Source organism: Microbulbifer thermotolerans, assembly GCF_900112305.1.
Lineage (GTDB): Bacteria > Pseudomonadota > Gammaproteobacteria > Pseudomonadales > Cellvibrionaceae > Microbulbifer > Microbulbifer thermotolerans.
Map to the genome: position 1 here is coordinate 77,889 of NZ_FOKT01000009.1, position 16,131 is coordinate 94,019.

17 protein-coding genes and 1 other RNA gene are annotated in these 16,131 nt (G+C 60.4%); 10 read left to right on the forward strand and 8 right to left on the reverse strand.

The annotated features are described in order from the left end of the window. The first annotated feature begins 219 nt into the window (after nucleotides 1-219). Nucleotides 220-1,422: an OmpA family protein gene (locus tag BM155_RS14520; protein ID WP_074903907.1), complete on the forward strand. Its 1,203-nt coding sequence runs from the start codon at nucleotides 220-222 to the stop codon at nucleotides 1,420-1,422. A gap of 73 nt (nucleotides 1,423-1,495) precedes the next feature. Here the strand turns inward: BM155_RS14520 and BM155_RS14525 are convergent, their stop codons facing one another. After that, nucleotides 1,496-2,557: an AraC family transcriptional regulator gene (locus BM155_RS14525; RefSeq protein WP_083421216.1), complete on the reverse strand. Its 1,062-nt coding sequence runs from the start codon at nucleotides 2,555-2,557 to the stop codon at nucleotides 1,496-1,498. Between the two features lie 316 nt (nucleotides 2,558-2,873). Between BM155_RS14525 and BM155_RS14530 the strand changes: the two genes are divergently transcribed. Beyond that, on the forward strand, nucleotides 2,874-3,200 hold the full coding sequence (locus BM155_RS14530; RefSeq protein WP_067155999.1) for a helix-turn-helix domain-containing protein: 327 nt from the start codon (nucleotides 2,874-2,876) through the stop codon (nucleotides 3,198-3,200). Nucleotides 3,201-3,352: 152 nt separating this feature from the next. Here the strand turns inward: BM155_RS14530 and BM155_RS14535 are convergent, their stop codons facing one another. The 3 genes from BM155_RS14535 to rpiA form a co-directional block, all read right to left on the reverse strand. After that, complete coding sequence (locus BM155_RS14535) at nucleotides 3,353-3,721, reverse strand: DUF4168 domain-containing protein (RefSeq protein ID WP_067155996.1); 369 nt, start codon at nucleotides 3,719-3,721, stop codon at nucleotides 3,353-3,355. Nucleotides 3,722-3,925: 204 nt separating this feature from the next. Continuing rightward, entirely contained in the window at nucleotides 3,926-4,555 is a 630-nt protein-coding gene (locus BM155_RS14540; protein ID WP_074903909.1) for a transglycosylase SLT domain-containing protein, read from the reverse strand. A gap of 8 nt (nucleotides 4,556-4,563) precedes the next feature. After that, on the reverse strand, nucleotides 4,564-5,238 hold the full coding sequence (gene rpiA / locus BM155_RS14545) for a ribose-5-phosphate isomerase RpiA (protein ID WP_067155991.1): 675 nt from the start codon (nucleotides 5,236-5,238) through the stop codon (nucleotides 4,564-4,566). Between the two features lie 155 nt (nucleotides 5,239-5,393). Between rpiA and ilvA the strand changes: the two genes are divergently transcribed. Together ilvA and BM155_RS17330 are read left to right on the forward strand one after the other, a co-directional pair. Further along, entirely contained in the window at nucleotides 5,394-6,956 is a 1,563-nt protein-coding gene (gene ilvA / locus BM155_RS14550) for a threonine ammonia-lyase, biosynthetic (protein WP_265965608.1), read from the forward strand. Nucleotides 6,957-7,194: 238 nt separating this feature from the next. Continuing rightward, on the forward strand, nucleotides 7,195-7,332 hold the full coding sequence (locus BM155_RS17330) for a hypothetical protein (RefSeq protein WP_175487808.1): 138 nt from the start codon (nucleotides 7,195-7,197) through the stop codon (nucleotides 7,330-7,332). A 71-nt stretch (nucleotides 7,333-7,403) separates the two neighbouring features. Here the strand turns inward: BM155_RS17330 and BM155_RS14555 are convergent, their stop codons facing one another. The 4 genes from BM155_RS14555 to BM155_RS14570 form a co-directional block, all read right to left on the reverse strand. Next, nucleotides 7,404-7,997: a 5-formyltetrahydrofolate cyclo-ligase gene (locus BM155_RS14555; protein ID WP_074903913.1), complete on the reverse strand. Its 594-nt coding sequence runs from the start codon at nucleotides 7,995-7,997 to the stop codon at nucleotides 7,404-7,406. Between the two features lie 21 nt (nucleotides 7,998-8,018). Further along, a non-coding RNA gene (gene ssrS, locus BM155_RS14560) (6S RNA) lies at nucleotides 8,019-8,199 on the reverse strand. Between the two features lie 304 nt (nucleotides 8,200-8,503). After that, on the reverse strand, nucleotides 8,504-8,824 hold the full coding sequence (locus tag BM155_RS14565) for a cell division protein ZapA (protein ID WP_067155981.1): 321 nt from the start codon (nucleotides 8,822-8,824) through the stop codon (nucleotides 8,504-8,506). Further along, nucleotides 8,824-9,027, reverse strand: coding sequence for a TIGR02449 family protein (locus tag BM155_RS14570; protein WP_067155979.1), 204 nt, complete (start codon nucleotides 9,025-9,027; stop codon nucleotides 8,824-8,826). The genes BM155_RS14565 and BM155_RS14570 overlap by 1 nt, the downstream gene beginning before the upstream one ends. A 182-nt stretch (nucleotides 9,028-9,209) precedes the next feature. Between BM155_RS14570 and BM155_RS14575 the strand changes: the two genes are divergently transcribed. From BM155_RS14575 to BM155_RS14600, 6 genes are all read left to right on the forward strand, one after another. Then, on the forward strand, nucleotides 9,210-9,758 hold the full coding sequence (locus tag BM155_RS14575) for a UPF0149 family protein (RefSeq protein WP_074903914.1): 549 nt from the start codon (nucleotides 9,210-9,212) through the stop codon (nucleotides 9,756-9,758). Then, nucleotides 9,758-11,119, forward strand: coding sequence for a Xaa-Pro aminopeptidase (gene pepP / locus BM155_RS14580; protein WP_074903916.1), 1,362 nt, complete (start codon nucleotides 9,758-9,760; stop codon nucleotides 11,117-11,119). The genes BM155_RS14575 and pepP overlap by 1 nt, the downstream gene beginning before the upstream one ends. A 5-nt stretch (nucleotides 11,120-11,124) precedes the next feature. Continuing rightward, complete coding sequence (locus BM155_RS14585) at nucleotides 11,125-12,360, forward strand: FAD-dependent monooxygenase (protein ID WP_254773205.1); 1,236 nt, start codon at nucleotides 11,125-11,127, stop codon at nucleotides 12,358-12,360. Between the two features lie 36 nt (nucleotides 12,361-12,396). Continuing rightward, entirely contained in the window at nucleotides 12,397-13,629 is a 1,233-nt protein-coding gene (locus BM155_RS14590) for a UbiH/UbiF/VisC/COQ6 family ubiquinone biosynthesis hydroxylase (RefSeq protein ID WP_074903919.1), read from the forward strand. Between the two features lie 171 nt (nucleotides 13,630-13,800). Continuing rightward, nucleotides 13,801-14,745 carry a rhomboid family intramembrane serine protease gene (locus BM155_RS14595; RefSeq protein WP_074903921.1) on the forward strand — a complete coding sequence of 315 codons (945 nt, stop codon included), beginning with the start codon at nucleotides 13,801-13,803 and terminating at the stop codon, nucleotides 14,743-14,745. A 5-nt stretch (nucleotides 14,746-14,750) separates the two neighbouring features. After that, nucleotides 14,751-15,878, forward strand: coding sequence for a hemolysin family protein (locus BM155_RS14600; protein WP_067155963.1), 1,128 nt, complete (start codon nucleotides 14,751-14,753; stop codon nucleotides 15,876-15,878). Nucleotides 15,879-16,131: the final 253 nt, after the last annotated feature.

Below are 16,131 nucleotides of genomic sequence, written 5' to 3' on the forward strand. Positions count from 1 at the left end.
GAAGCATTGACGGGCGCCTTGTGGTTGTGAGGCTATAAACATAGTTGTACCAGCGGGGGGTGCAATGATGGGAGCGATGTGGATGATGGATCCAGTGACAGTGCTGGACCATAAATACAGCGAATTTAACCCGCCGCCATTTATTCGGAAACAAACTAATCTGCCGGTTTGACTGCCATACACTCAGTGGAGATGTGCAGTGGTATTTAAGGTTTTGTTATGGCGGACAATTTACTGAAAATGGCGCTAGACCATATGGGAGGCGATGGCGTAGGCGCCTTGAGCAATGCGCTCGGTATCCCGGAAGAGAAAGGTGAGTCCGCCGTCGAGACCGGATTGGCCACTGTGATTGCGGGCATGCTTAATAAGGGCAGTAACAAAACGGGGATGGCCGGTCTGTTCAATATGGTGACGGACAGCGCCGGGTTGGATCTTTCCTCCATCACTCGTGTCATCGGTGATCCGGAGCAGATGGAAAGCCTGCAGAAGCGCGGTGGCAATATGCTGGCGGGGCTGTTCGGTGGCAAGGTGGATGAAGTCAGTGACCTGATGTCATCGGCACTGGGCGCCTCCGGCAAGGGAGGCAGCCTGTTGAAGATCGCAGCGCCGGTGATGATGGCATTGCTCGCGCGTCTGGAGAAAAGCAAAGGGTTGGATATTTCCGGGATGGCCGCGTTGCTGGCGGGACAGCGGCAGTTTATCAAGGGCAAGTTGCCCAGTGGCTTGCTGCAGGCGTTGAACTTGGGCAGTTTCGACGAGCTGGGAGAGGCACTGGAGACCCGCGGTCACGCGCAGCCGCAAGAGGCGCGTGCACAGGCGGTACACTCTGCCGGGAAAAAACGCGCTGGCATGGCCAAGTGGTTCTGGCCGCTGTTGATTGCGCTGGCCGCCCTCTATGCGCTGAATATGTGTGCGAAGCGGGAGAAGATGGACGATCAACCCGGCGAAGTAATACTCGACGAGGAGTCGGTATTGATCGAGGAGACGCCGGATGCGACAGCGGTGCCGCCAAGCGGCCAGCCAATGGATTTCGCCGCCAGCTTCCGCGCTTATCTCGCCAGTGCCGGTCGCGATCCCAACCGAGAGTTTCCTCTGGATATTCAATTTGCCAAGGGCAGTGCTCAGGTGACCAGTCGGGCACTGCCCGATTTGGAAGCGCTGGTGAGCATTATGCGGGAAAACCCGGGGCTGACTATCGCCATTGAAGGGCACACATCCGGCGAGGGAGACGAAGCCACCAATCAGCAGCTCTCCCAGGAGCGAGCCGATGTGGTGACGCAGATGCTGGTGGCCCGGGGCATTGATGCCAACCGGGTTACCGCCACCGGTATGGGGTCGGCCAAGCCACTTGCCGGCGAGGACACTGAAAAGGGTAAGCAGCAGAACCGCCGCATCAGTGTGCGGGTGGTGACTTTTGAGTGAAGACTTAATGCGAGGAGCGGGCTGTCGCAACGACAGCCCCCAAAGGCATCAGTGGACGCTGTGATCCACGGCGCTAGCCCCGATATTTTTCCCGGTAGGCCCCCGGCGCCAGGCCGGTCCACTTCTTGAACGCGCGGTTGAAGGCGCTCGGCTCGGAAAAGCCAAGGCGCTCCGCGATCTCCGCCACCGCCGTCTCGTGCTTTTTCAGCTGGTAGACCGCGATGTCCCGTCGCACCGAATCTTTGATGTCCTGCCAACTGTTACCCTCTTCCTTCAGGCGTCTCCGCAGTGTCTGTGGCGAGGTGTACAGGCGTGCGGCAACATCATCCAGAGAGAGATTCTCAATACCGTTTTGACCGGCGAGCATCCGGCGCACACGACCGGTGTAACTGTTGTCGGATTTGTATTGGGTCAGCAGGCACTCGGGGGCGCGGGCGAGGAATTCGGCCAGCTGTTGTTCATCGCGTACCAGCGGCATTTGCAGGTAGCGGGTGCTAAATACCAGGCAGGTCTCGCGCTGGTGAAAATAGTGCCGGCAGGGAAACATATCGCTGTAATCTTCGTTGTAGTCCGGGGGCGGGAAGGCGAGGTGTACCCGCTCGAGAAGAATGGTGCGGTCGATCAGCCAGCTGAAAAAACGCAGCCAGATGACGGCCAGTGACTCCACGAAGATCTGGTTCGGCAGCTGCTTGAGATTGCCGTGATGGATCAGCAAACGCGCCTCCTCACCGTCTTCCACCAGCTTGATTTGCAGGTCGTCACTGACGATGGACACAAAGCGGCTGGAGCGCAGCAGTGCGCGGCGCAGGTTGGGACAACTCAGGCAGGCGTGGCCCATCATGGCGAAAGTGCCGGGTATCCAGGGGCGGGACAGGAAACCGCCGGACTCATCGCCGAGCAGGTCCCACTCGCGGCGCAGCAGCTTCGCCACCTGTTCACGGCCGACACGGCTGTCGGGAATGTCCAATAGTGTGGGGTCAATGCCGCTGTCTAGTAATAGTTGGTCGCAGTCCAGTCCCGCGGCGCGGGCACCGGCCAGCTGGGCCCGCACCGCGGCGGCGAGCAGGCCTGGATCTGTGTCGAGGAACTCCACGGTTCTGTGTTCCTGGCCGGTTTCCAGATTGTCGCTTTGCACTGTCTCGGCCCTCTGTGTATCCGGAGTTCGGCACTTGAACGGAGCGCCATGGGGTTTGCATCGCGCGCTTATCCCCGCGCACGCCAATGGCGGCGCGCGGCCCGTTCTGCCGTCTGTGTGCCGTCATCGAAAGACTCCATTGCGGAAATCGTGGCGCCTCGATCTGCGCCGGTCTGTTTCCGCTGGTGTGAATACGGGATTATGCGGCGGAATCAGCAGTCTGTGCAAAGCTGCCGCGACAGTCAGATCTGGAGGCGTGGGGTGAGCGGCGCGGCGGCTTGTGGTAAAAGGGGGCAACGGGAGAGAGAAGAGTTCAATGACATCGACGCTAGAACAGCAACTGAATCACACCGTGTGCAGGCGGATGTTGATCGCCTACCTAATGGAAACCATGCCCAAACCCAACAACCCCGCTCTGGAAGCGGTCACCGGCTGGCCGCGGCGCACGGTGCAGGACATCATTGCCAAGGGGCTACCGGGCCACGGTGTGCGGGTGGAGTTTGTGCAGGAGGGGGTGCGCAACAACGACGGCTATTACCGTTTGCTGGACTGGGGCTCCTTTGACCGCGCCTGGGTGCGTCAGCACCTGGAGGCAATTTGCACGGTACTCGAGGTTCCCCTGTCGGGCCTGCCGCAGCCTTAGGGGACCCCGATACATCCTCCCCGTTTGCAAACAAGTACTTCGGGACTTGGCAAGAAGCCCAAAGAATTAGATGGCCACTGCCTGACCGCCGAAGCGACAGCAGCGCCTGCGCGATTGAACCAGAGGGGGCTGGCCCGGCAGCGGCCTCTGCGCTATCGCTGATCTTTTTGCAGCATTTTGTTGACCTTCTCCACCAGTGCCGGGTCAGACTTGAGACTGCCCGCTATCTGCTGATATTCCTCCTTGGTCAGCCCCGCGCTTCTGATCGCTTCGATCATCTTTCCCTGGGCTTCCCGGTTGATCGCCTCGGCTTCCTCGATATCCGCCGCGGCCTTGAGCTTGGGCGCGTACTCGCGACTGAGCTCAACGATGGCGCGATAGGCATTGGCAAACTGCTGCAGCTTGGGTTCGCTGTAAGAAACTTCCCGGGCAGCCGGTTGAGCGGTATCGGTTTGCGCCTGTGCCAGCGGCAGGGACAGCAACAGAGCGAGGATTGAGAGACAAATGGCTAGTGTTTTCATCGAGCACCTCGATAGATCGGGGGACGCTTTCGCTTCGGTGGAGGAGGATCCAGCGTCGCATTGGGGCGGTCCGGATTGTGACAAATACCGGGGCTACAACTTCTGACTTTCAGCGCTGCAAAAGTGAGGGGTTGTCCGCTCAGCGTAGACGTTTTGAGCGGCGTGTTGTGTGAATGCACGCCACCCTGTGAATTTTTCCGGTCGTCAAAACAGGCCGAGAAACTTCCTGCGCCTTTTCAGTGAGCTTTCGCAGCTGGCCAGCTGCCGCCGGTAGGTCTGCGCGCGGGCGGAGACCTTGTGTGATACCGACTTGAGCCAGCCTTTGCTGCGAAACGTCCGCCGGTTAAATCCGCCGTGGCCTTCGTGGTAGGCGAGATACAAGTGGTAAGTGTCGTCGGGCCGTATGCTGCACTGGCGGGCACTGGTGTTGTTGTACCAGCCGACGAAGTCGATGGCATCGCCGAAGTCGTCCCGGTCGGCGCCGTAGTTGAAGGTGGCGCGTTGGTAGGTGCGCCAGGTTGAGTTCAGCGCCTGCGGATAGCCGTAGGCGTCGGAGGGGCGGGGGCCGGGAATAAAACCAAGAATCTTGGTGCGCGGCGGCCGGGCGTCGTGCACGAAGCGGGATTCCTGGTACAGGATCGCCATCATCGTGGGCACTGGAGAGTTCCACTTCTCCTCGGCCTCTTTGGCTTCGCGATACCAGCTCTTCTTCTCGCGGAAGATGGAGCAGATATCGTCGGGATTGCTGGGCGGGCTGGTGGCACAACCCGCGGCCAGTAGTGCGTGGAAAGTCAGCACAAGTAACGAGGTGCGTTTGTTATTGATTTTTCCCATGGCGGTACTTAGTCGGCGGTAAACGTTTTGACTCCGGAAGCGGTGCCGAGCAGAAGCCTATCGGCGGGGCGCAGGGCGAAGATACCGTTGGTGACAACGCCGGTAATATTGTTAATCGCCTCTTCCAGGGCCTTGGGCTCGGTGATCTGCAGATTGTGCACATCGAGGATCACATTGCCATTGTCGGTGGTGACGCCCTGTCGGTAGACGGGATCTCCGCCGAGCTTGACCAGCTCCCGGGCCACCAGAGAGCGCGCCATGGGAATGACCTCCACCGGCAGCGGGAAGTTGCCGAGCACCGGCACCCATTTGCTTTCGTCGGCGATGCAGATGAACTCGTCGGCGCAGGTGGCGACGATTTTTTCCCGCGTCAGCGCCGCACCGCCGCCCTTGATCAGTTGCAGGGCGGGGTTGGTCTCGTCCGCGCCGTCCACATAGAACTGGATTGCATCGACACTGTTGAGATCGTAGACCGGAATACCGTGAGACTTGAGGCGTTCCGCGGAGGCCTCGGAGCTGGCCACGGTGCCGTCGAAGCGGCCGGCGATTTCCGCCAGATAGTCGATAAAAAAGTTGGCTGTGGAGCCGGTGCCCACGCCGACGATGGCGTCGGCCTCCAGTTTGGGGGCGATGTAGTCGATGGCGGCGCGGGCCGTGGCTTTCTTCAGTTCGTCCTGAGTCATGCTGTGGGAAGTTTCCTGTGCAATTTTTTGTTTTCTGCCGCCGTATCGGCGAGAAAATTTCGCGCAAAAACGGCTTTTGGGTGGTAAATATGTTGGCGTAGGATTAGACTTGCGTGCCAGTGTAGCGCGTATCCCAGCCTTGCAATAAGTGCATACTGAAAGCTGCCCGCGCACAGAAATTATGTTCCGCTACTGCCGCCGCTATGCCCAAGTCCTATATCAAGCGCATTTTAGACGCGCGTATTTACGATGTCGCCACCGAGACGCCTCTGGAGCAGATGCGCCAGCTGTCCTACCGCTTCAACAACCGCATCTTGTTGAAGCGCGAGGACCTGCAGCCGGTGTTCTCCTTCAAAGTGCGCGGCGCCTACAACAAGCTGTTGCAGCTGCCCGGTGAGCAGCGCGCCCGCGGTGTTATCGCCGCTTCCGCCGGCAACCACGCCCAGGGGCTGGCACTGGGCGCGGCGCAGCTCGGCGTGCGGGCAACCATCGTAATGCCGAAAACCACACCGCAGATCAAGGTGAACGCTGTGCGCATGCGCGGTGCCGAGGTGGTACTGTACGGCGATACCTTCGATGAAGCGGCGGCTCACGCGAAAATCCTGGTGGAGGAGCGGGGCCTGACCTTTGTGCACCCTTATGATGACCCAGATGTCATTGCCGGTCAGGGCACTGTGGCGATGGAATTGCTGCGCCAGCATCCGGGCAATCTGGATGCGGTGTTCATCCCCGTAGGCGGCGGTGGCCTGGCCGCCGGCATGGCTGCCTACATCAAATATGTGCGGCCCGAGGTGAAAGTCTACGCAGTGGAGCCGGAAGATGCCGCCTGCCTGAATGCGGCGCTGGAAGCGGGCCAGCGGGTGCGCTTGCCGCAGGTAGGGCTGTTTGCGGACGGTGTCGCTGTGGCACAGATCGGCGAGGAAACTTTTCGCGTGCTGCGAGAGACGGTGGACGGTGTCATTACCGTGACCACTGACGAAATATGCGCGGCCATTAAGGATATCTTTGAGGATACCCGCTCCATCGCCGAGCCCGCCGGTGCCGTGGGTTTGGCGGGGCTGAAAAAGTACGCCGAGGAGACCGGCAGCCGCAATGCCGCGCTGGCAACGGTGTGCAGCGGCGCCAATACCAATTTCGACCGCCTGCGCTATATCAGTGAGCGCACGGAGATCGGTGAAAAGCGCGAGGCGGTGCTGGCGGTAACGATTCCCGAGCGCCCCGGTAGCTATTTGCAGTTCTGCCGCGACCTGGGTGACCGCGCCATTACCGAATTCAATTACCGCTACGCCAACAGCGGTGAGGCGCATATCTTTGTCGGCCTCCAGGTGGCCACCGACACCGATCGGCACCAGCTGGTGGAGCGCTTGCAGGCCAGTGGCTACCGCGTGTCAGACCTGACCGAAAACGAGATGGCCAAATTGCATATTCGCCATTTGGTAGGGGGCCGCGCCCCAGGGTTGACCGACGAGGTGGTCTATCGCTTCGAATTTCCCGAGCGGCCCGGTGCCCTGCGCAAGTTCCTGGAACAGCTGGCCGGGCGCTGGAACATCACGCTCTTCCACTACCGCAACCACGGTGCCGCCTACGGGCGTGTGCTGGCTGGAATGCAGGTGGCGCCGGAGGAGCGCGGGCAGCTGATGGCGCTTCTGAACCAGTTGCAGTTCCCCTTTTGGGACGAGACCGATAACCCCGCCTACCGGTTTTTCCTGGCGAGCTGAAGTGTCCGCGATTGTGGGGCCGGGGCAGGCCGGACCCACTGCGGAGTTCTTGTCTAACTATTTCGCGTGGAAATGCGATACACCTCACAAAAAGTGCCCCGAGGCCGTTTACTATTTCGCCGGTACTCGAGTATCTTCAATTCCCGTTGAACTTTTGCGCCGAGCTGAGTCTAATCCGGGGCAGAACGCTTAAAACAAGGTTCAAAACAAAAACAAGTGATCGTACAGGATGGTTCCCATGAAATCCGATGCACTGACAATCGCCGTGATTGTCTTTGTTGCGGGCGTGTTGCTGAGTAGCACCGGTTTGACCGAGGTTTTCGCCTCGGATCCGGAGCCGCCAGCAGCACTGCAGCAGGGGGTGGTGACTCGCTGAGTGCTCCGCTTCCACGCAAATGAAAAAGGCCGAACGCTTCCGCGTCCGGCCTTTTTCATTTGCGTGTCTTGTTAACGACAGCGGTAAATACGCTTTTCTGTCACCACCGCATCCAGAGGAATATCCCAGCTATCCGTGGGCAGGTCGGGTATACACTGCAGCTGGTGCGCCGCTCCGACCAGTACCGGCCCCGCACCGCGCAGCAGATGTTTGAAGGCAAATGTGCGGTCGTAGAAACCGGCCCCCATGCCGAGCCGGGCGCCGCCGGGGCTGAAGGCCACCAGGGGAACCAACACCAGGTCGAGCCGCCGGGGCGACAGGCTGTGTCCGCGCAGAGGCTCAGGAATGCGGTAGCGGTTGCGGAAGCTCAGGGGGCCGCCGTGCCAACGGCGGAAGCGCAAATGCGGATGTGGTTCCGCGGGTAACACCGGCAGATAGAAATATTTGTGCGGGAAGCGCTCCTGGAGCCAGCGGATATCCAGCTCTCCGTCCATGGGCCAGTAAATACCGATATGCCGGGCACATTGCAGCAAGGGGCTGCGGATCAGCCGGTTGACTGCCGCGCGACCGTGCAGGCGCTGCTGGTAAGGGGAGAGGCTGCGTCTGGCGCTGCGCATGTGGCGGCGCAGCTCGGCCTTTTCAGATCGGGCTTGATTCTCGGACATCTTTGGGAAGTGGAGAAAATAGGGAACCCCGAGTGTGCGGCTGAAGACGTGGCCTTGAACCGTGAAGTTCAAGGTGGTGGTGTCCGGGATACATTAGGCTTTCCGCTACGTGGCGGACCTGCACACCAGCATCCGCTGGAAACCACCTGGGCAAGATTATCGGCTCGAGGACATAGTCAACTGGCCAACACCCCAGGGCAAGGAAATTATAACGCGGCGGGACAGAAAAGGCTAAAGAACCTCTGATGAGATGAGTTCCTGCCAGTAAAAGTACTTTGAGGTCTGAAGAGCGGCTCGCGGGATGGAAATTTGAAACCGTTGGATAGCGGGATGTGTCCGCGGAGATACAGCACTGATACGGAGGCATCCGAGCAATGGCGGGGTGACTGTCACGTTACAGCGCGGTCTTCCCGCCCGCTACCGAAGCTTCATTTGGCCCCGGTAGCAGGTTGATCGTTGATAGGCGGTTTATTAACGCGTGAACTGGTATTGGCGATTGGGGGGTGTCAGGAGTCGGTAGTATCCAGTTCGCCCAGTGCCGACTGCACTTTTTCCTGGAGCCGGTCCAGCATTTCCTGCTCCAGCGGCACCCGGGTGAGTTCGGCTTTGGCCTGGATAAGCTCGTGGGCAATATTAAGCGCGGCCATCACGGCGATGCGCTCGAGGCCGATCACCGAGCCGCTGGCGCGAATACGCGCCATGCGTTCGTGCAGGAGGCGTGCGGAAGCCTGCAGCTCCGCGCGTTCCTCTTCGCGGCAGGAAACTCGGTACTCTTTATCGAGTATGGAGACGGTGACCGTTTCGGCGGTCGCAGCTGAATCACCCATCAGGAATCTTGCGCTAGCCCCTTGAGCCGGTTGATCATGGCCTCAACCCGTGAGCGGGCGGCCTCGTTGTTTTTTATCAGACGCTGGCGCTCGCGCTGCCAGTCGGCTTCCTGCCGACGCAGCTCGCGGTTGTCCTTCGCCAGCTGCTGGCAGCGGGCGATCAGGGAATCCACGGTGCTTTCTAATGCTTGCAGCTTGTTCATAATTCCTTGTGTAAACGGCGGCTGGCATCGTTACGGACTGCGTAAGCCGGGCTATTCCGCTACTATATTGCCGGCGTTTGGACGGGTCAATTGTCCCGTCCGGGCAGCGAATCACAAATTTTGTCCCTCCGAATTTCGCTGGGCAAAGTCTGACCACATTGAAACGATATTGAGCGGTAATTATGACGCGTGCAGCGATAGAATTTGAAACCCTCGCCAATGCCATACTCGCCGCCGGCGGCGAAGCCGACCCCAGCGAACTGCACGGATTTGTCTGCGGTGTTCTGGCCGCCGGCACAACACCGGATAAAAGCCGCTGGCAAAAGGAATTGGGCGCGTTGCTCGAACTGGATGCGGTACCCGCCGACTTGAACCGGGATTTCCTGCAGTTAGCGCAGGAGAGTGAGTTGCGGCTGCAGGACAGTGATTTCGATTTTCAATTGCTGCTCAGCGAGGACGAAGACATCGGCGCCCGAACTCTGGCTCTGGGTCACTGGTGTCAGGGCTTCCTGCACGGATTCGGTGTGGGCGCACACCGAGGCGAGCTGCAGCCCACCAGCAAGGAAGCGCTGCGGGACATCGGCGCCATCGCACAGGTGGACGCCGAGGGCGCCGAGCAGACCGAGGAGGCGGAAAACCAGTTGCTGGAACTGCAGGAATATGTGCGCGTGGCGGTATTGAATATATTCACCGAGGTGCGCGGAAAAAAAACCGGTCCCACAGTGCACTGATGACCGGTGCCAAACACGCTCCATCAGGTATTACCAGGGCGGAATATGCCCGTCGCCGCGCGCGCCTGGTCGCCGGCATGGCACCGGGCAGTCTGGCGATAGTGCCGGCCGCGCGCGAGCAATTGCGCTCGCGGGATACCTATTTCCCTTTCCGACAGGATAGCGATTTTCTCTATTTGACCGGTTTTAACGAACCGGAGGCGCTGCTGGTTTTGGTCCCTGGCCGCCCTCAGGGAGAGTCCCTGCTCTTCTGCCGCGAGCGCGACGCGGAAAAGGAAATGTGGGACGGCCCGCGCCTGGGGCCCGAGCGCGCAGCCGAGCAGTGCGGCCTTTGCGACGCCTTTCCGATCGGAGACCTGGACGACATACTGCCGGGATTACTGGAGGGCCGCAGCCGCATTTACTACAGCATGGGCCGTTTTCCTCAACTGGATCGCCGTTTGCAGCAATACTTGCAGGTCATAGACGCCGCACCGGGCAACGCGGGCAGCCCGGAAATGGTCAACCTGGACTACCTGTTGCACGACCTGCGCCTTTCAAAGAGCGCCGCCGAGCTGCGCATTATGGCGCGCGCGGCCGAGATCAGCGCCGAGGCGCACCGCCGCGCTATGGCCTGCTGTCGACCCGGGTTGTACGAGTATCATTTGGAAGCGGAAATACTGCACGCCTTTGTCGCCGCTGGAGCCCGTGAGCCGGCCTACCCGACCATCGTTGGCGGCGGCGCCAATGCACTGGTGATGCACTACTGCAGCAACAGTGCGCCACTCAAAAATGGCGACTTGGTGTTGGTGGACGCCGGTTGCGAGTACCGCGACTATGCCGCCGATATCACCCGGACTTATCCGGTCAGCGGCCGATTCAGCGGGGCTCAGAAGGCGCTGTACGAAATCGTGCTGGCGGCACAGTTGGAAGCCATAGAGCAGATCCGCGAGGGCAATCACTGGGATCAACCCCATGCCGCCAGTGTCGAGGTGATTACCCAGGGGCTGATCGATCTGGGATTGCTGCACGGCGATCTCGGAGGGCTGATCGAGTCGGGCGCCTACCGCCGTTTTTACATGCATCGCGTCGGCCACTGGCTGGGAATGGATGTGCACGACGCTGGTGACTACCGGGTGCACGGCCAGTGGCGCCAGCTGGAGGCGGGGATGGTAATGACGGTGGAACCGGGTATCTATATCGCGGCGGATGACGAAGCAGTGCCGGAGAAATTCCGCGGCATCGGCATCCGCATTGAAGATGACGTGGCGCTGACGAAACAAGGTCCGATCGTGTTGTCGGCAGCGGCACCGAAGACGGTTGCGGAAATCGAATACACCATGCGCCAGGGACAAGGCCTGGTACAGGAGGAGCTGTGGTGACCGGAGTGAATAAACAAAAGGTCGATGTGGCTATCGTCGGCGGCGGCATGGCCGGTGCCAGCCTGGCCTTGATGCTGGCCCACTTCTGCCCGCACCTTTCGGTAGCGCTATTGGAGCAGCGCGCGCTGCCCGATGCGGACGCCAGCGTGCGGCTGCCCAGCTTCGACACCCGCGCTACGGCGATCGCCGCCGGCAGCCTGCAACTTTTCTCCGAGTTGGGTTTATGGAATCAGTTGCGGGACTACTGCGCGCCGATCGAGAGAATACAGGTCAGTGACCGCGGCCGCCCCTGTGGCATGTCGATGCGCGCGGCGCAGCAGCCGCGGGCCAGCTTTGCAGGTATGCTCGGCGCGGTGGTCGAAAATGCCGCCCTGGGACCGGTATTGCACCGTGCACTGGCACAGACACAAACGCAGGTGTTGGCCCCTGCGCGGGTTAACAGGGTGCAGATGGTGGCGGACGGGGCCCAGCTGGACTGGAGTGCGGGAGCGGGTTGCCCCGATACCCAGTTGCAGGCGGGGCTTCTGGTGGTGGCGGACGGTGCTGACTCGCCGCTGTGCCGCGGGCTCGGTATCGTCACTGAACGGATTGAGTACCGTCAGCGCGCGCTGGTCACTACCCTGGGGGTGCAAAGGGACCACCGCGGTACGGCTTATGAACGCTTCACCGATGCTGGACCAATGGCTCTGTTGCCGCTGCCGCGGAGGGATGGCAGTCATCGCATGGCGCTGGTTTGGACCTGCTCAGAGGAGGATGCGGCAATTCTGCGCGAACTGCCGGAGCATGAATTCATCGCGCGGTTACAGAAAAGGTTTGGCTGGCGCGCCGGGCGTATTGAGCGTGCGGGCAGGGTGAGCGACTACCCCTTAAGCCTGTCTCTAGCGCGGGAGCAGTGGCGCCGGAATCTGGTATTGCTGGGGAATTGCGCACACTTTTTGCACCCTGTGGCGGGCCAGGGTTTCAATCTGACGCTGCGGGATTGCTACGGTCTGGCGCGTGCCTTGGCGGGTGCTGATTTGGCGCAAAATTCAACTGTAGGTCTAGAATTATTGGAGGCCTATGGACGGGATCGTCGCCTGGACCAGCAATTGACGATCGGATTCAGTGACCGAATACCGCCGCTCTTCGCTTCCCCCGGGCTCTTCGCACGGGGACTGCGCCAAGCCGGCCTGCTGGCGCTGGCGCTGACACCACCCCTGCGCGCCGGCTTTGTCGGCCAGGCCGCGGGATTTGGGCTTTAATTGTCAGCCGGGACTAATAAGCGGGGCAGATACCCTATGAACCGAAAACGTCAGGATATCACGATTGTCGGCGGCGGCATGGTGGGCATGGCACAGGCTGCGCTGCTCGCGGTGCGCCACCCGCAGTTACAGTTGTCCGTGCTGGAGGCGGCCACCGAAGCGCCGCAGGTGCCGGATGAGCACTACGATGCGCGTGTGGTCGCCCTGACACAGGCATCCCGGGATTTGCTGGAAGAGGCCGGTGCCTGGGGAGAGATAGGCCTGCGGGCCTGTCCCTACACGGAGATGCGTGTGTGGGACGCGGAAGGCACTGGCTCCGTCTGTTTCAACAGCAGGGATGTGCAGTTGCCGAATTTGGGTCATATCGTCGAAAACGGTGTTGTGGCGGCGGCGCTGCGCGCGCGCCTGGAGGCGCTGCCCAATGTGGAATTGGTCAGTGGCTTCCGCCTGGAGAGCTGGTGGCGAGACTGCGGCCACTGGCATCTGCAGCCGCGCAGTGGTCGCACCGATATGCCTGAGGGGCTGGAGGAGCGCGCAGAAGTCGTGCGCACTCGCCTGCTGATCGGCGCCGACGGCGCCCGCTCCAAAGTGCGGGACCTGTTGCGTATTCGCTGTCAGGATACCGACTACCACCAGACGGCGCTGGTGTGCGTAGTCCGCTGTGCAAAGCCACACCGCCACACTGCCTGGCAGCGCTTCCTGAAGACCGGCCCTCTGGCTTTTCTGCCGCTCGCCGGACTCGGCGACGACAATCACTGTGCGGTCGTTTGGTCCGCGGACGAGGAGTTGGCGCGGGAATTGGTCATGTTGGATGATGCCGCTTTCGCGTTGAGCCTGGAGAAGGCCTTCGAAAGTGCGCTCGGCAAGGTGGAGTTTGTCGGCGATCGGCTGTCGTTTCCACTGCGTGCGCGCCATGCGGAGTCCTACTTTGGCCCCGGCGCAGTGTTGGTTGGCGATGCCGCCCACAACATTCACCCCCTGGCGGGACAGGGGGTGAATTTGGGGTTGCAGGATGTGCGTGTCCTGAGTGATGAAATAGGCCGCGCCCTGAAACGTGGACTGGAGCTGGCGGACCCTTCGGTGCTGGCCCGTTACCAACGTCGCCGCCGCGGCGACAACGCCATCACCCTAAAGGCCATGAGCACCTTCAAGTCTCTCTTTGGCGCCGGCGATCTGCACTGGCGCTGGTTGCGCAATACGGGCTTGAGTATGGTGGACGCAAGCCCCATGTTGAAAAAGCGAATTATCCTGCGCGCCATGGCTGTGTGACGCACCGGGGAGCTTATCCTGCGATCTCTTCGCACAAAGGGGGAGCGCAGGATTGGGGTGGCGTTTGCAGAAACGCTACCCGTTGGGGCTGACAGCCCTAGAAGCTGAGTCCAATATAGGTATGGGCCCGGATAACTGCCGCTGGCGCGCTATCAATAAAAGATCATAACCTTGAGCCACTGGATACCGATTTACCAATTTCCCCTCGACAGAGACCTTGCCGATCTGGCGCACTTTATCCGCCGCCACCGGTTGCCCCTGCGTATAACCGAGGAAAACAATTGCCAGGTTTTAAGCGGGCCTGACTCGCAGTTGGCTGAACTCCTGTTGCCGCTGTTGCGGCGTTGGGATGCCGGTGAGATTGATCTCGCCACAGTGCGTCTGGAACCGATCGACACACGAGATGCGGAGGCGTCCGGCGCAGTGTCTCGTGAAGTAGAGGAGCAGGATAGTGGGGAACTCGGGGAGCTTCCCCTGGCCGGCTGGCCGTTGCGAAAAACGCCACTGAGCCTGGTTTTGATCGCCGTTTGTTTTATCGGCTGGTTACTTCGGCACTACGGTTTGGTGGATGGGCTGTTGATTTATCCAGACCCTCGTGCTGATTTCCAGTTGGCTAGTTCGAGCCTTGCCTGGCACTGGGCGCAGGGTGAGTATTGGCGTCTGTGGACGCCGGCGGTCGTACACCTTTCTCTGCCCCATGCGCTTTTCAATGCCTTGGGTATCTGGATCCTGGGCCGCCCCTTGGAGGCGCGTGCCGGCACTTTGCTGTTTGCGCTGTTGGTGTTTGTCAGCGCGGCAGTCGCGAATTTGGCGCAGTATTGCTGGTCTCCGGAGATTCAGTTTGGCGGTATGTCCGGTGTGGTATACGCCCTGGTGGGCGCTGTATTCCTGTTGCAGCGCTGGGTACCCGGCTGGCGGGAGCTGCCCGCGGGGCTGGTTCCCCTGGCACTGGGCTGGCTGTTGTTGTGCGCCAGTGGCCTGGTGACTTATGTTATTGGCACGGGTATCGCTAACGCCGCGCATATCGGCGGCTTTATCTGCGGTTTGTTGCTGGCTTTGATTTACTGTCTTGCCGGTGGCGCACACCAATTTATCGGTAAGCCGGCTTCCGGCTGATTTTTATGATTCTACTGATCACCTATATTCTCATCGCACTCGGCTTCTCCTTTTTGTGTTCCATTGCCGAGTCGGTCATCCTCAGCGTGACCACGCCCTACGTCAGCCTGCTTGAACGCGAGGGGCACAGGGCTGGACGCATACTGCGCAAGTTGAAAGAAGACATCAATGCGCCCTTGTCGGCGATACTGACTTTGAACACCATTGCCCACACTGCCGGTGCCGCCGGTGCTGGCGCCCAGGCAGCGGCGGTTTTCGGCAGTCAGTACCTGGGCCTGGCGTCGGCGATTCTGACGCTGCTGATTCTGATATTTTCCGAAATCATACCGAAAACCCTGGGGGCCTTTTACTGGCGGCAACTGGCTCCGCTGACCGCCTATGCCTTGCGCGGGCTTGTGTGGATACTCTACCCCTTTGTGAAAATGTCTGAGTGGTTGACCCGCGGGCTGTCTCACGGCCCGATGCTGACCGGATTCAGCCGTGAAGAATTCGCGGTGATGGCGGAGCTGGGTGAAGCGGAAGGGCAATTGGAGCAGCGCGAGTCGAGCATTCTGCGCAACCTGTTTTTTACCCTGCGCGATCACTCGGTGCGCGAAGTGATGACGCCGCGCACCGTTGTTTATTCCCTTTCCCAGGACGATACGGTGGGCGAGGCCTATGAGGATGTTGAAAAGAGCCGCTTTTCCCGTATCCCTGTATACGAGCGCGGCACGCCCGAGTGCGTGGTGGGTTTCGTGCTCAAGCAGGATCTTTTGCTGGCCTATGCCAAGGGCGAGCAGGATAAAAAACTGGCGGAGTACCGTCGCGATATGTTGATGTTGCCGGAGACGGCAACCATCTACCAGGCTTTCCAGAAAATGTTGGCCCGCCGGGTGCAAATCAGTGCGGTGCTGGATGAATACGGCGGTCTCGAAGGTCTGGTGACACTGGAGGATATTCTCGAGACTCTGCTCGGCGAAGAAATTGTTGACGAGGCGGACAAAACCCCGGACCGCCAGGCGCTGGCCAGGCGCTTGTGGCGTTTGCGTTCAAAGCGTCACGGTCTGCGGGTGGATAAGGCGGCCGAGGCAGAAGAGGGAGCAAAGGCCTTGGATGAAGAGAGCAGTGGGGAACAGCATCGCCCCGGTGGTTGAAATCGCGGAACCCCGCCCCGATAGATGTGTCCCAGGTTTAGATAGTTTTCTGGAATCGCCATAGTGCATACTGGGATCTGCATATTCATACTTCAATCTTTGCTGCTATGTGCGGTAGCGCAGGCCGATCCCGGTGCGAATGTTTTCCAGGCCGACGATTCCGCTGTTATCCAGCTTGCGGACAGCGGTATCGATTCTTCGGCGGGTGAAGGGGGCGGCAACGAGGATTTACACAAAGCTGTCGACCCGGCGG

What these genes read in the sequence shown, in the direction of transcription:
- BM155_RS14520 (WP_074903907.1), top strand. Translation starts at nt 220, where the DNA reads ATGGCGGACAATTTACTGAAAATGGCGCTAGACCATATGGGAGGCGAT.
- BM155_RS14530 (WP_067155999.1), top strand. Translation starts at nt 2,874, where the DNA reads ATGACATCGACGCTAGAACAGCAACTGAATCACACCGTGTGCAGGCGG.
- BM155_RS14535 (WP_067155996.1), bottom strand. Translation starts at nt 3,721, where the DNA reads ATGAAAACACTAGCCATTTGTCTCTCAATCCTCGCTCTGTTGCTGTCC.
- BM155_RS14540 (WP_074903909.1), bottom strand. Translation starts at nt 4,555, where the DNA reads ATGGGAAAAATCAATAACAAACGCACCTCGTTACTTGTGCTGACTTTC.
- rpiA (WP_067155991.1), bottom strand. Translation starts at nt 5,238, where the DNA reads ATGACTCAGGACGAACTGAAGAAAGCCACGGCCCGCGCCGCCATCGAC.
- BM155_RS17330 (WP_175487808.1), top strand. Translation starts at nt 7,195, where the DNA reads ATGAAATCCGATGCACTGACAATCGCCGTGATTGTCTTTGTTGCGGGC.
- BM155_RS14555 (WP_074903913.1), bottom strand. Translation starts at nt 7,997, where the DNA reads ATGTCCGAGAATCAAGCCCGATCTGAAAAGGCCGAGCTGCGCCGCCAC.
- BM155_RS14565 (WP_067155981.1), bottom strand. Translation starts at nt 8,824, where the DNA reads ATGGGTGATTCAGCTGCGACCGCCGAAACGGTCACCGTCTCCATACTC.
- BM155_RS14570 (WP_067155979.1), bottom strand. Translation starts at nt 9,027, where the DNA reads ATGAACAAGCTGCAAGCATTAGAAAGCACCGTGGATTCCCTGATCGCC.
- BM155_RS14575 (WP_074903914.1), top strand. Translation starts at nt 9,210, where the DNA reads ATGACGCGTGCAGCGATAGAATTTGAAACCCTCGCCAATGCCATACTC.
- pepP (WP_074903916.1), top strand. Translation starts at nt 9,758, where the DNA reads ATGACCGGTGCCAAACACGCTCCATCAGGTATTACCAGGGCGGAATAT.
- BM155_RS14590 (WP_074903919.1), top strand. Translation starts at nt 12,397, where the DNA reads ATGAACCGAAAACGTCAGGATATCACGATTGTCGGCGGCGGCATGGTG.
- BM155_RS14600 (WP_067155963.1), top strand. Translation starts at nt 14,751, where the DNA reads ATGATTCTACTGATCACCTATATTCTCATCGCACTCGGCTTCTCCTTT.